6 protein-coding genes and 3 rRNA genes are annotated in these 14,363 nt (G+C 46.8%); all 9 read left to right on the forward strand.

All coding sequences use genetic code 11. The features are described 5' to 3' along the window. Window positions 1–7: 7 nt before the first annotated feature. The gene (locus tag HXT46_RS00815) at window positions 8–316 is read left to right on the forward strand and encodes a hypothetical protein (RefSeq protein ID WP_415682516.1); all 309 of its coding nucleotides are present in this window, start codon (window positions 8–10) and stop codon (window positions 314–316) included. Between the two features lie 190 nt (window positions 317–506). After that, window positions 507–2,034 (forward strand): 16S ribosomal RNA (locus tag HXT46_RS00820). Between the two features lie 373 nt (window positions 2,035–2,407). Next, window positions 2,408–5,468 (forward strand): 23S ribosomal RNA (locus HXT46_RS00825). A 167-nt stretch (window positions 5,469–5,635) separates the two neighbouring features. Then, window positions 5,636–5,752, forward strand: a 5S ribosomal RNA gene (rrf, locus tag HXT46_RS00830). Together the 16S, 23S and 5S rRNA genes form the textbook arrangement of a ribosomal RNA operon. A 183-nt stretch (window positions 5,753–5,935) precedes the next feature. Further along, a complete protein-coding gene (locus HXT46_RS00835) occupies window positions 5,936–6,490 on the forward strand; it encodes a cysteine hydrolase family protein (protein ID WP_004125197.1) in 555 nt (184 codons plus the stop codon). A 234-nt stretch (window positions 6,491–6,724) separates the two neighbouring features. Beyond that, on the forward strand, window positions 6,725–9,070 hold the full coding sequence (locus HXT46_RS00840) for a choice-of-anchor M domain-containing protein (RefSeq protein WP_101890054.1): 2,346 nt from the start codon (window positions 6,725–6,727) through the stop codon (window positions 9,068–9,070). 34 nt (window positions 9,071–9,104) lie between these two features. After that, window positions 9,105–10,304 (forward strand): TIGR03773 family transporter-associated surface protein, encoded by a 1,200-nt coding sequence (locus HXT46_RS00845; RefSeq protein ID WP_004115987.1) that lies wholly within the window; start codon window positions 9,105–9,107, stop codon window positions 10,302–10,304. A 13-nt stretch (window positions 10,305–10,317) separates the two neighbouring features. Then, a complete protein-coding gene (locus HXT46_RS00850; RefSeq protein ID WP_421786068.1) occupies window positions 10,318–12,513 on the forward strand; it encodes a choice-of-anchor M domain-containing protein in 2,196 nt (731 codons plus the stop codon). 51 nt (window positions 12,514–12,564) lie between these two features. After that, a complete protein-coding gene (locus HXT46_RS00855; RefSeq protein ID WP_217431485.1) occupies window positions 12,565–14,361 on the forward strand; it encodes an anchored repeat ABC transporter, substrate-binding protein in 1,797 nt (598 codons plus the stop codon). The last annotated feature ends 2 nt before the right edge of the window (window positions 14,362–14,363 follow it).

Genomic DNA, 14,363 nt, shown 5'->3' on the forward strand with positions numbered 1-14,363 from the left:
TGTATAGATGGGCAGTTATGTGTTAATTGCCCATCTATTTTATTTTCGACACTCCCGGGTTTTGTGTTTTTTATGGTTTTTTGTTTGTTTTTTGGGTTGTTTTTGGTTTTGTGTTGGTGGTTGTGGTGGTTTGTTGTGGTTTTTTGCGTGTTTTCGACACGCCGATGTTTTGGCTTGTTTTCAATGGTTTTGTGGTGTTTGTTTGGTGTTGGTTTGCGTTTTGGTGGGGTTTGGTGTAAGTTTATCTCTTGCTGCTCAGCGCGGCTGGTTCTCCTCGGTTGAGGTTGATGGGCCGGCTGGTGTGGTGGTGGTTTGAGAACTCAAGAGCGTGTCTGTACTACTTATTAGTTAATTATTGCCAGTTCATTGTCAGCCTCACGGATTGTGGGGTGCCTGAGAGATGGTTAAATGATGGTGAGGTTTTTTGTTGGGATGTTCTTTCCTTAAAGAATGTCTCGTCTTTTTCTTTTATATTGGAGCCTTTTGTTGGCTCTTCATTGAAGTTTTTCGTGGAGGGTTCGATTCTGGCTCAGGATGAACGCTGGCGGCGTGCTTAACACATGCAAGTCGAACGGGATCTGACCAGCTTGCTGGTTGGTGAGAGTGGCGAACGGGTGAGTAATGCGTGACCAACCTGCCCCATGCTCCAGAATAGCTCTTGGAAACGGGTGGTAATGCTGGATGCTCCAACTTGACGCATGTCTTGTTGGGAAAGTGTTTAGTGGCATGGGATGGGGTCGCGTCCTATCAGCTTGTAGGCGGGGTAATGGCCCACCTAGGCTTCGACGGGTAGCCGGCCTGAGAGGGCGGACGGCCACATTGGGACTGAGATACGGCCCAGACTCCTACGGGAGGCAGCAGTGGGGAATATTGCGCAATGGGGGGAACCCTGACGCAGCGACGCCGCGTGCGGGATGAAGGCCTTCGGGTTGTAAACCGCTTTTGATTGGGAGCAAGCCTTTTGGGTGAGTGTACCTTTCGAATAAGCGCCGGCTAACTACGTGCCAGCAGCCGCGGTAATACGTAGGGCGCAAGCGTTATCCGGAATTATTGGGCGTAAAGAGCTTGTAGGCGGTTCGTCGCGTCTGGTGTGAAAGCCCATCGCTTAACGGTGGGTTTGCGCCGGGTACGGGCGGGCTAGAGTGCAGTAGGGGAGACTGGAATTCTCGGTGTAACGGTGGAATGTGTAGATATCGGGAAGAACACCAATGGCGAAGGCAGGTCTCTGGGCTGTTACTGACGCTGAGAAGCGAAAGCGTGGGGAGCGAACAGGATTAGATACCCTGGTAGTCCACGCCGTAAACGGTGGACGCTGGATGTGGGGCCCATTCCACGGGTTCTGTGTCGGAGCTAACGCGTTAAGCGTCCCGCCTGGGGAGTACGGCCGCAAGGCTAAAACTCAAAGAAATTGACGGGGGCCCGCACAAGCGGCGGAGCATGCGGATTAATTCGATGCAACGCGAAGAACCTTACCTGGGCTTGACATGTGCCTGACGACTGCAGAGATGTGGTTTCCTTTCGGGGCAGGTTCACAGGTGGTGCATGGTCGTCGTCAGCTCGTGTCGTGAGATGTTGGGTTAAGTCCCGCAACGAGCGCAACCCTCGCCCTGTGTTGCCAGCGGGTTATGCCGGGAACTCACGGGGGACCGCCGGGGTTAACTCGGAGGAAGGTGGGGATGACGTCAGATCATCATGCCCCTTACGTCCAGGGCTTCACGCATGCTACAATGGCCAGTACAACGGGTTGCTTCATGGTGACATGGTGCTAATCCCTTAAAACTGGTCTCAGTTCGGATCGTAGTCTGCAACTCGACTACGTGAAGGCGGAGTCGCTAGTAATCGCGAATCAGCAACGTCGCGGTGAATGCGTTCCCGGGCCTTGTACACACCGCCCGTCAAGTCATGAAAGTGGGCAGCACCCGAAGCCGGTGGCCTAACCCTTTTGGGATGGAGCCGTCTAAGGTGAGGCTCGTGATTGGGACTAAGTCGTAACAAGGTAGCCGTACCGGAAGGTGCGGCTGGATCACCTCCTTTCTACGGAGTTTTTGTGCACGCTCGGTTGAGTGTGGTTACTGGTGTGGAAAACAATAGTTAATGTTTTTAGATGAGTTTGTTGGGCATGCTTTTGGGTTCCCGGATTGCCACCCCCCTTTTTTTGGGGTTGCGGTCCTGACCCTTGGATTACAGGTTGAGGCTTTTTGGTTTTTGGCTTGTGTTCTTGGTGTTTGGTGGTTTGAGAACTGGATAGTGGACGCGAGTAAGAATAGTGAGACTATTTTTGGTTTTGCTTGTTTTTACTTTTATCAATTTCAACCGGCTCCATTTTGGTGGAGTCGCTTGATCGTTTTGTGATCGTTTAGTGTGATGATTTATTGTCTAGAGAGTTAAGCGATAGGCTTTTTACTGGTGTATCACTGGTAAGGGCGTATGGTGGATGCCTTGGTAGACAGGACCGATGAAGGACGTGACGGGCTGCGATATGCCTCGGGGAGCTGCCGAGTGGGCTTTGATCCGAGGATTTCCGAATGGGGAGACCCGGCCACTGTTATGGGTGGTCACCACAGTTTTTGTGGGGGGTACGCAGGGAAGTGAAACATCTCAGTACCTGCAGGAAAGGATACTCCGTGAGTAGTGGCGAGCGAAAGCGGATCAGGCTAAACCGAGTACGTGTGATAACCGTCAGGTGTTGCGTATTCGGGGTCGTGGGATTGACTGTTCAGCCTCTGACGGGGTTGAGAAGAGTGATAAAATGTCGTGTTATGTGAATGGGATTGAATTCCCAGCCGTAGAGGGTGATGGCCCCGTAGCAGGTTGCGCGATGTCTTTTTATGTTTATTCCCAAGTAGCGCGGGCCTCGTGGAATCCCGCGTGAATCTGCCCAGACCGTTGGGTAAGCCTAAGTATTCCTGTCTGACCGATAGTGTACTAGTACCGTGAGGGAAAGGTGAAAAGCACCCCGGGAGGGGAGTGAAATAGTTCCTGAAACCGTGCGCTTACAATCCGTCGGAGCCTTCTTTGTGGGGTGACGGCGTGCCTATCGAAAAATGAGTCTGCGAGTCAGTGGTATGTGGCGAGGCTAACCCGGGTGGGGGAGCCGTAGCGAAAGCGAGTTTTAAAAGGCGTTTTAGTCGCATGTCCTGGACCCGAAGCGGGATGATCTAGCCCTGAGCAGGTTGAAGCGCGGGTAAGACCGTGTGGAGGACCGAACCCACCTAGGTTGAAAACTGGGGGGATGACTTGGGGTTAGGGGTGAAAGGCCAATCAAATTCCGTGATAGCTGGTTCTCTCCGAAATGCATTTAGGTGCAGCGTCATGTTATTGCTTGCAGGGGGTAGAGCTACTGGATGCTTGCGGGCCCATACCGGGTACTAATAGCAGCCAAACTCCGAATACCTGTTAGGTTTATCATGGCAGTGAGTCGGCGGGGGATAAGCTCCGTCGTCAAAAGGGAAACAGCCCTGATCGTCGTCTAAGGTCCCGAAGCGCGTGCTAAGTGGGAAAGGATGTGGAGTCGCATAGACAGCCAGGAGGTTGGCTCAGAAGCAGCCATCCTTGAAAGAGTGCGTAACAGCTCACTGGTCTAGTGGTTCCGCGCCGACAATGTAGCGGGGCTTAAGCACGCCACCGAAGACGCGACTGCATGATTTAGTTCATGTGGGGTAGGAGAGCGTCCTGTATGGGGTGAAGCGGCAGTGTGAACTTGTCGTGGACTATACGGGAGTGAGAATGCAGACATGAGTAGCGAGAGACAGGTGTGAATCCTGTCCGCTGAATGACTAAGGGTTCCGGGGCCACGTTCGTCGTCCCCGGGTGAGTCGAGTCCTAAGGCGAGGCCGACAGGCGTAGTCGAATGGATGAACGGGTTGATATTCCCGTACCGGTGTTACACCGTTCGAACTGAATCTGAGAGTACTAACCTTCGTTATTCTGGTTGATTATCTTTCGGGGTTTTCTTCTGGTTTAGTGTTGGGACTGTATCGGTAGTAGGTTAGCGTGGGAGTGACGCGGGTAGGTAGCCGGCTGCGGAGGTGGTTTTCCGTGGCTAAGCGTGTGGGCTGTCCTCTAGGTAAATCCGGGGGATGTTTAAGCTGAGGCGTGATGGGTAGGCTGTAAGGCTGATTCCGGTGATCCTGCTTGCCGAGAAAAGCTTCAACGTGAGGTGTGATTCCGCTCGTACCCTAAACCGACACTGGTGGTCTGGTAGAGTATACCAAAGCGATCGGGCGAATCCTGGCCAAGGAACTCGGCAAATTACTCCCGTGCCTTCGGCATAAGGGAGACCCCTGATGGTGATGTTTTTTACAAGCGGAGCTGTTGGGGGTGGCACAAGCTAGGGGGTAGCGACTGTTTACCAAAAACACAGGAGCGTGCGAAGGCGTAAGCCGCTGTATACGCTCTGACGCCTGCCCGGTGCCGGAAGGTTAAGAGGATCCGTTAGCTTCGGTGAAGCGGTGAATTTAAGCCCCGGTAAACGGCGGTGGTAACTATAACCATCCTAAGGTAGCGAAATTCCTTGTCGGGTAAGTTCCGACCTGCACGAATGGCGTAACGACTTCCCCACTGTCTCGGCCAGGAGCCCGGCGAAATTGCAGTACGAGTAAAGATGCTCGTTAAGCGCAGAAGGACGAAAAGACCCCGGGACCTTTACTATACCTTGGTATTGTCGTTAGGTGTGGATCGTGTAGCATAGGCGGGAGGCTGTGAAGCGTGGGCGCTAGCTTGCGTGGAGTCGATCAGTGAAATACCGCTCTTTCCATATCTGGCGTCTAACCTCGACACGTTATCCGTGTTAGGGACAGTGCCTGGCGGGTAGTTTAACTGGGGCGGTTGCCTCCTAAAGAGTAACGGAGGCGCTCAATGGTCCGCTCAGCCCGGTTGGCAATCGGGTGTTGAGTGTAATCGCACAAGCGGGCTTGACTGTGAGACTGACGGGTCGAGCAGGGACGAAAGTCGGAGATAGTGATCCGGTGCCGGCGTACGGACGTGGCATCGCTCAACGGATAAAAGGTACCCCGGGGATAACAGGCTGATCATTCCCAAGAGTCCATATCGACGGGATGGTTTGGCACCTCGATGTCGGCTCGTCGCATCCTGGGGCTGGAGCAGGTCCCAAGGGTTCGGCTGTTCGCCGATTAAAGCGGCACGCGAGCTGGGTTCAGAACGTCGTGAGACAGTTTGGTCTCTATCCTCTGCGCTCGTTGGAATGTTGAGGAGACCTGCCCATAGTACGAGAGGACCTGGGTGGACGAACCTCTGGTATGCCGGTCGTCACGCCAGTGGCGCTGCCGGTTAGCTACGTTTGGAAGGGATAACCGCTGAAAGCATCTAAGCGGGAAGCCTGCTCCAAGATTAGCATTCCTTGCACTTTGTGTGTGAGCCCCCATGTAGAACACGTGGTTGATAGGCTGGATGTGGAAGCCCTGTAAGGGGTGGAGCTGACCAGTACTAATGGGCGATTGTGATACTACTTGTATTGCTTATCGTTTAATTCTCTTAATAGTATGGAGTGTTAAATGATCATGATTATGGTTAAGTTGTTGATTTTGATGATTGTTTCTTCTGTTTGCTCGCGTTCATGTCCGGTTCCCAAACCGCCAATTTGCCGCTCGTTTAAAGCGAGTGTATAATCTAGTTTTGCGGTGGTCATGGCTCAGGTGAGACGCCCGGTCCCATTCCGAACCCGGAAGCTAAGGCCTGACACGGTGAGGGTACTGCACTCGATAGGGTGTGGGAGACTAGCACGCTGCCGCATTATTCTTTGATAAGCGGGGAACTTGATTGTTCCCCGCTTTTTTATTATTTAAGTTTAGGTTATCGTCGAACACGTTCATATTCTTGTAGTGCGATTGTACCAAAACATGTTAGTGTAAAGAATCTTGTTAGCGTAAAGAGTAGTGTGTAAGTGTAGCTTTAACACAATTAGACGGAAGTATGTATGAAAAAGGCTCTTATTAACATTGATTATACGAATGATTTCGTTGCAAGTGATGGCTCGCTTACAGTAGGAGAGCCTGCACAAAAGCTCGAGAAGCGAATTACAGAGATATCGCAAGAATTTCTAGACGCTGGAGAATTCGTTGTTTTTGCAATCGATACGCATCATCTAAACGATCCGTATCATCCTGAAACTAAGCTTTTCCCACCTCACAATATTGCTGGAACACACGGTCAGGAGCTCTATGGCACTCTTGGTGATTTTTATGAGGCAAATAAAGATAAAAGCAACGTTTATTACATTCATAAAACTCGCTACTCGTCGTTTAATGGCACTGATTTGCTGATTAAACTTCGCGAACGTCATATTGAGGAGCTGCATTTGGTAGGCGTTTGCACAGATATTTGCGTGCTTCACACGGCTGTCGATGCGTATAATCTTGGATTCAAGATTGTGGTTCACAAAGATGCTGTCGCAAGCTTTGATCCTCAAGGTCACGAGTGGGCTTTGCGCCACTTTAAGACTTGCCTTAATGCGGATATTGTAGAAGGCTGAGAATTTTAGCTACAAACTATTTAAATAATTATTAAATAGTTATTAAAAATAATCGACGCTGGTTGCTTTGAGCTGCCAGCGTTTTTGTTTAATCGGAGTGTCGACTTGACTATTAATGAGAATCATTATTATTATTGATAGACGTTGTAAAGATGTCTTCGAGTAGTTATGTGTAAAAGAAGAGTACACATTGCGAAATAGAGAAGATGAAGTGTAGAGAGCGAAATAGTAATTATGACTCAGGTCATTAAGAATATGGTAAAACGCGCGTTTGCAATGTGTGGCGTTGCGGTGCTTGCGTTTGCGGTGCTGGTATCGGGGTTCAGCGCTGCTTTACCGGCAGTTGCATTAGAAAATGGTAATCCTGCTGAAAAATACGATCCTACAAAAAAGGAAGTGCTAAGTCACGGTCATACAGACGTGTTTTACCCAATTCAATACAATGGTAAATTCATTATGGCCGTCGAAAAAGACGCTGCTACTTTCTTAAAGCCTGAAAACACTACTTTGCGCGTAGCCAAAAGCACGTATACTACAAAATCGCAACTTCCTGCTCTCGCTACTGAATACTACTATCTCGATAGTTCCGGAAATCAAAAAGGAAACCCCCTCTTCCCAGGTTGGGACACAGGTTATGCTGCATCTTTAGTTGGCGCATCTCACGCAGATGATGCAACAGCAGATATTGCAATTCAGCAAGTTACTGGACCAATGAACGGGCGCATTCTGCTTTGGACTACCGATGGCATTGGAAAAAATTCGAAGAAATTATCATTTGAAGAGAATGATTTAGACGACGAACCTGATACTGATGGCAGTCGATTTATGCTACCTGGCGTAATTCACCAACATACTGCTGGCCACGTGCATGCAAACTGGGGATTTACGCAGCCTGGCGTTTACAAACTAAAAGTAGCAGCAACTATTACAAATAAGAACACTAAGAAGCAGATTACAACCGAACCTGCAGAATACACTTTTGAAGTAGAAGATACATATTCAGGCGAAGTACCTGTTTCTGGCATTACGGAAACGCTTGATTTGCACCGTCGCGGTGATTTTATTAATCCTGACGATGATGAAGAAGCGCACGAAGCTTCCAAAGATCATAAAGACACGGATAAAGACGATGGCGGCGATATGCGCATCGGCAATATTCGTGATTCCGGACCTCATCCGCATTATCATTCATACGAAGGTTATGGTGGTTTAGACTTAAAAGTAGTTAACAAACCAAAGGGCGCTCGTATTGAGTGGAGATATGTGCGTGCTGACGAAGGTCCTGACGCGTATGGAACCACTCTTTTTGCTGAGAGATTGCAGCTTCCAGCTGAGCCTGCAATGAACAAGATGAAAGTGTATGCTCACGCAACTGAAGGTGAAACGCAAGTTGGCAAAGATACTGCGTCTGCAACCATCGCCGTTGAAGATCACGGTGCTGACGGACATCCTGTAGTAAAAGCAATTGCTCCTTATAAGCGTTTCAAACCAGGGGATACTTTACACGCGAAAACAGTATTGCTTAACCCTCATGTTGCAACCGACGGTGTTACCGGTGCGCCAATTGACGATCCGACAAGTCCAGTAACTTCCATTGTTAAAGATTATGTTTGGTTGATGAAAAAGGAAGGAGAAAGCGAATTTAAGCGCATTCCGGGTGCCGTGAACAGCAAGTTGGAGCTAAAACTTGATGCGTCAATGCAAGGTGCAACGATTCGTCCTTCCTTAGTTTTAAAGAACGGTGAGCTTTATCGTAATAAAATGTTTGATGAGTTTTGCGATTATGTTATTGAGATGAAAGGTGTTCCTCACTCTCATAACCATGATGGCGATGATGATCAAAGTGGTTCTGATTCTGAGGATGATGAGAATCCTCATGGGAAAAAGCGACATGAGAAGCGACATAATAATCGTCATAATAAGCGCAAAAATAAGACTAAGCATTTCGCTGGTGGAAAGAACTTTTTGAAAGGCGTATTCGGTGGTGCTGCAAATTCTGGACTATTCGGATCTAGCTCTAACGGTGGATTCCAATTCGAATCTAATTTCTTTAAGAAATCTGGCAAAAAATTAAAGCGCGCAAAGAATAATCGCAATAAGACTAACCGCAATAAGACTAACCGCAATAATCGTAAGAATAATCCTAAAAATAATACGCAAAGTGGTGCTAGTTCTGGTTCTAGTTCTTTTACAAGAACAGAAAATTCAAGCGGAACATCGTTACATAATTCATCGCGACGAACTTCTGACGGAACTCATACTAAGAACAAGAGCTCTAAGAAAAGTGGACAGACTATTCGTAATTTCGTAAGAACAGATAATAATTCTGGCAATAAGTCCAAAAATAGTTCTGTCAATAACTCTGATTTTGTTAAGAGTAATGAACGTCATGCTTTGCAAGGTGCAAGGCAATACAACGAAGAATCTGATGAAACGTATGAAGATGATTCAGATGATATAAAAGGTGATAGTTCTTCGATTAAGTGGATTGCGGTTGCAGCTTCAGGTGCGAGCGTCGGCTTATGCACAATAACTGGTGCATGCGGCGCATTGGTACGTCCTAGATTGAAATTGTTGTAAATGGTATTCGTATTATTACTAGAAAGTTTAAATAATGAATTACAAACAAAATGAAACATTGCAAGTAAAACGAAAGCATGTATATTCTACTGCGTTGCTTGCGCTCATATTTTCTTTAGTAACTTTGGTTGCATCTTTATGTGCACCAAATCCAATGCAGGAAACTGCTTATGCTAATGAAGGCAATCAGCCAGTTATGATTCAAGCAGGTCATGCTGATTTTGGACCAACGCTAATCGACGGCAAATGGAAATTGAAGATTCGTGATGATACTGGTGACGAACCAGTGTGGCGAGACCCAGAAAATGTGGTATTTAAATTAGGTGGCAATTCAATAATTCCTATGCCTGATGATGCTGCCTACAGTTTTATTGGCGAAAAGCCTGGAACCAAGCTTTACGTAATTCCACAAACTCAAAATCCTGATGTGCCGTGGCTTGGTTGGAATACGCAGGAAGGTGGCGTGCTTAACGAGCTCGATCGCGGTGCAAACCTTTCTCTTGAAGGAGTAAGCGGCCCGGGTAAACTGCATGTTTACTTAGAAAATGGCAACAACAATCCACAGCAACTTTGGGATAGTACTAAAGGATATCCGCAAAACAGCTGGATTGAAGCCAACGCTCATACTCACGTGAATTGGGTGTTTTCTAAGCCTGGAATTTATCATGTGAAGCTTACTTTTTCAGGAAAGCTTAAAAATGGACGCGCAGTAAGCGATACGCGTGTTCTTAATTTTGCGGTTGGAGATAATACCGATCCTAATGCTGCTTTAGGTGCGAGTGCTGCTGGAGCAAGTGGCAACGAGGGCGACGAAGAGGGTCAAGATGAAGAAGATAACGATGAATCCGAAAAAGATGAAGCTAATCATCATCACGAACTCCTTAACAACAAGCATAAGCATTCTCACAAAGTATCTGAAAAAAGTGACGATACAGCTTTAGTTCTTCAAATCGTAGGTATTTTCGTGGCTATTATTGCCGTAATTATTGTGATTTTTGTACTAATAGCTGTAGTTAAAAGCAAGAAAGCACGAAATCTTGCGCTTGCTAAGCAAGTTTCTGCACAAGCTAATCAACAGTATGCAAATAATGCAAATTCTGTGAATAATGCAAATGGTGACAATACCTTGTCAAATCTAGTGCGTGATCAAGAAACGACAGTAATGTCACCAATTAATAATTCTCAATATTCTCAATCAGACAATATGCAATCTGATGGTACTCAGTGGAAATAATGGTGTGACGAAAATGGTTCGTAATAGTATAAAGAAATTATCTCGCGCTTTATTGGTGGGCGTGTGCTTGTGTGGCATGATGATGGGAACTCCCACGGCTTTTGCTGACAATGGCAGTGACGCAACTGTTGTAAGCGGAAAGAAATCTTCTAAAGATTTTGACGCAATAAAGCAAGCCAATTTTAAAGCGTGTGCAACTGCTCGCTTAGATAAAACTGCTTCACAACCTGCGGCTGATAGTAAAGTTGCAATGTGCCATGCGTATAAAGGGCATGCTGACGTTTTTGCAACTTTCTTTGATACTACAAGCAGGCGCATGGTATTAGGAACCTTGGGAGATGCGTTTGAAAGTGAAGATCATAATGGCACTCGTTACGATACGAATCGACTTATTTTTGAAGTCGGCTCTAAAAATATCATGCAGTTTTCCAAAGATGAGAACGATCCGATAATAAAAGAAATCTACGCAACAACTCGCGAAGGTGTAGTCTGGTTCTTTGATCAATCTGGAGCTGGAAATACTGGTGCATTATGGCCTGGTTTAGACACTAGACCGTTATATAAGGGAGCTGGTTCTACTTCAGTTAATCCAACGGTCAAACTGTCATTAACTGGTATCGAAGCACCTCACAATGGCGAAGTTTTTATGTACACTCGCAGCGGTGACGATTATGAGAAAATGCTCGGCTCTGCTGAAAACTGGCCGAAAGATGTTGACGTCACTGAGACTGGTGGCAAGCATTTGCACATGTATTGGTCTTTTAACCGTCCTGGTGTGTACAAGTTAAAAATGAAGGCTACTACTACCGTTGGTGACGAGGAGCAAAGTTCTGAGCAAATCTATACATTCCACGTCACTAATCATGATGTAACAGTTGGGGATTTTGCTGATTATGATGGCGCATCTTTTGATGGTGATGAAGATGGTGAAGATGACGAAGAAGATTCAGATGATAATGACGATTCTCAAAGTGAGGATCACAGCATTAATGTGCAACAAAGTAACGGATCTTTCTTCATTAACGGTAATAACAACACTGTGTATGTGACTCCATGGCCTGGAGCAAAAATGCAACAACAAGGACTTCTTGGAAGTAATAAAGGACTTGCTGGAAATAATAACGGTGGTCTTATTAATGGGGAACATAACGCGAAAAGCGGAAAGCAAGATTCTCAAAGTCAGCAATCTGCTGCGCTAAAGTTCAAAGACATCAAGGGTGACAAGCTTGTTATAGACCACGGTCACGTTGATATTGCTGTATATACTGGCGATTCAAATAAAGTCGATATGGCTGTGCAAGAAGATGTGACAGGAAGCCACGTCTTTAGAGACCCAGACACAGTTGTATTCGCAGTTGGTGATGCTGGTAAAACTAACGGCGTGTATCGTATACCGCAAACACAAATTGATGGTGTGCCATGGATGGGCTGGAATAATCAGTCTATGAATCCGCATAAGCCAACTCAATTGAGCTTAACAGGAGTTGAAGGTCCTGGAAACGTACGTGTTTGGATGTTTGGCGGCTTGGGCGGTGGAGATCAAGAGATTTTCTCCACTCAAGGAGCAACAGATTATACTATACCTGCAAATACGCATGCTCATGCGAATTGGGATTTCGACAAACCGGGATATTACACATTGCAATTCCAAGCTTCTGACGGAAATTCTACAGTAACTCGCAATATTCATGTTGCTGTTGGTGTTGATCCACAAGAAACGCCAATGGGGTATGCTGACGGCGGCGGAAGCAATGAAAAAGAGGATACACAAGGCAAAAAAGTTGGTCCTTCTGCACCTCATAATCCAGTAAAACCTACTAGTTTGCCTCGTTCTGGCGGTAATAATGGCAGTGGTGGAATCGGTGCCGTTGGTGGCGGAAATTCTTTTGTTGGAGGTCGTGGGTTTGGGTCAAGCAATTCACGTTCTGGAAAACAATTGCCAAGAAAAGCTAAAAAGCATAAAGGTCTTGTTTCAAAAATTAGTAACAAGAGGCTTGCTAAAAGTTTGTACCGACAAAAATTGAATGATAATGACGATATTGTGAAATCTGAAGCAAAGGGTGTAAAAGGATTATTCAATCGGAATCCTTCACTTGCCTATTCGCTTATTATTGGCGGAATTATTGCTGTGCTTGGCGTTTTTGGTGCCGGAATTTGGTTCCTCTACAAGCGCGGGCTTATTAACTTCAATTGGTTGTTGCGCTATTAGTAGTAGGAGTGTGTAAGGGTGATTCATAAGCCCAGAAAAGTAAAGCAAACTTTGTTTTCTTCGATTAGTGCAATTGCAGTCGTCGCGCTTATTTTGCCGCTTTCTTCTTGTGGTAGTGCTAATGGGAATCGTGCAGGACATCGTAATGGTCGCATTAACGTTGTAACAACAACGGGCGTTTTGCGAGATATGGTTGCGAATGTTGCAGGAGACGCAGCAAATGTGAGTGCGATTGTGCCAGACAACGCGGATCCGCATTCGTACGAGCCGCGTTTGCGCTCAATTAGAGACGTTGTGTACGCGGATGTTGCTTTTAGTAACTACATGATGCTTGAGGAGCACGGCGTAATTACAGCTTTGGACGCTAATTTGCGAAAAGGTGTGCCAAATGTGCAACTTGCGGAAGAAAGTGTTAAGCACGCTGCAGATATTATTCCGATGGTAGAAGACGTGTCTTTAGACACGATTTGGCTAGGTCTTGCTACAGAACGCATGGCTGCGCAACCGAGCGAGGAAGCGCATAGCGTGCAAGGCAGTGCAAATGCAAATCCGCAAAAGCGTGCGGAAGAATCGCCTTCGGCGGCGGCTGGTGAGTTAGCTTCTCTAAACAATCTCAATAAAACAAAAACAAATTCAAAACAAGCCAGCCAACTAGAAAAGTCAGGTCAATCTTTGCAATCAAATGCGCCTTCAACTGCAACAAAAGAAGGTCGCGCAACTGTAATAAAGCCGAACGCATACAACATGAAGCGCTCCGACAGAATACGCTTAACGGCAACGAAAGTAAGCGGACCAGGCGCGCTATTTGCATACTTGACTGGCACTTTTGGAAGCGTAGAAACATACTTTAACAGCGCAAACGGCATAAGCGCAGAAGACCACGTAGACTTGCCAGCAGACGCGCACACGCATTTAAGCTGGGCGTTTAGCAAGCCAGGCGAATACACGCTTGACTTGCACGCCGACATGCTAAACGCGCAAAACGAGGTAGTTTCTAGCCTTGGAAACGCTAAAATGCGATTTGCTGTAGGCATAAATGCGCAAAAAATAGCCAAAAAGCGTGGAGCTAGCGTAGTGCTGAACAAAGGTCATGCAGATTTAGCTTACGACTTAGCAAAACGTGGATTTGTGTACCGCGTAGATACTTTGCAAGAAAAACGCTCCGCTGCGCCAAAACGTGTGTATTATGCGCCGCGCGATGTTGTTGTAGAAGTGCCAACTAACGCGCTAAAAGAGATACCAGCCGAACAAGGATACAGGTTTTTGGGAGCTGCAAGGCAGAAGATTTATCAGCTGCCGCAAGCAGTTTTAGGAAAGCACGTTCACGGAGATATTGACCCGCATTTGTGGCAATCCGTAAAAAATGGCATAGCATACGTGCGCACAATCGCAGATCGCCTTTGCGAAGTGGACCCTAAAAATGCTCGTAAATATCGCGAAAATGCGGATCGATACATTAACAAGTTGTTAGACGTAGATGCGTATATGCGCAAAAAAGTGGCGTCAATACCAAAAGAGAAGCGCAATTTAGTTACAACGCACGACGCTTTTGCGTACTTAGGTAAAACTTACGGCGTGAATATTGCAGGATTTGTAACGATTAATCCTTCGAGCGAGCCGAGCGTGCAAGATAGGCGTAGATTGCAGCAGATTTTGCGCGATTTAGAGATTCCAGCTGTGTTTTTGGAGCCAAATTTAATATCGCGTTCGTCTGTGCTGAAGGAGTTGGCAGCGCAAGCGCACGTAAAAGTGTGCCCGATTTATGGAGATGCTTTCGATTCTAAAGTGCGAACTTACGCGGATATGATGCGAGCGAACGCGGATTCTTTAGCGAAGTGCTTGAAGTGAGA

The sequence above is a fragment of the Gardnerella sp. DNF01204 genome (genome assembly GCF_049244145.1).
GTDB classification, from domain to species: domain Bacteria; phylum Actinomycetota; class Actinomycetes; order Actinomycetales; family Bifidobacteriaceae; genus Bifidobacterium; species Bifidobacterium vaginale.

Excerpts from the sequence above, each read along its gene's own strand:
- HXT46_RS00840 (WP_101890054.1), top strand. The coding sequence starts at position 6,725 with ATGACTCAGGTCATTAAGAATATGGTAAAACGCGCGTTTGCAATGTGT.
- HXT46_RS00835 (WP_004125197.1), top strand. The coding sequence starts at position 5,936 with ATGAAAAAGGCTCTTATTAACATTGATTATACGAATGATTTCGTTGCA.
- HXT46_RS00815 (WP_415682516.1), top strand. The coding sequence starts at position 8 with ATGGGCAGTTATGTGTTAATTGCCCATCTATTTTATTTTCGACACTCC.
- HXT46_RS00850 (WP_421786068.1), top strand. The coding sequence starts at position 10,318 with ATGGTTCGTAATAGTATAAAGAAATTATCTCGCGCTTTATTGGTGGGC.
- HXT46_RS00845 (WP_004115987.1), top strand. The coding sequence starts at position 9,105 with ATGAATTACAAACAAAATGAAACATTGCAAGTAAAACGAAAGCATGTA.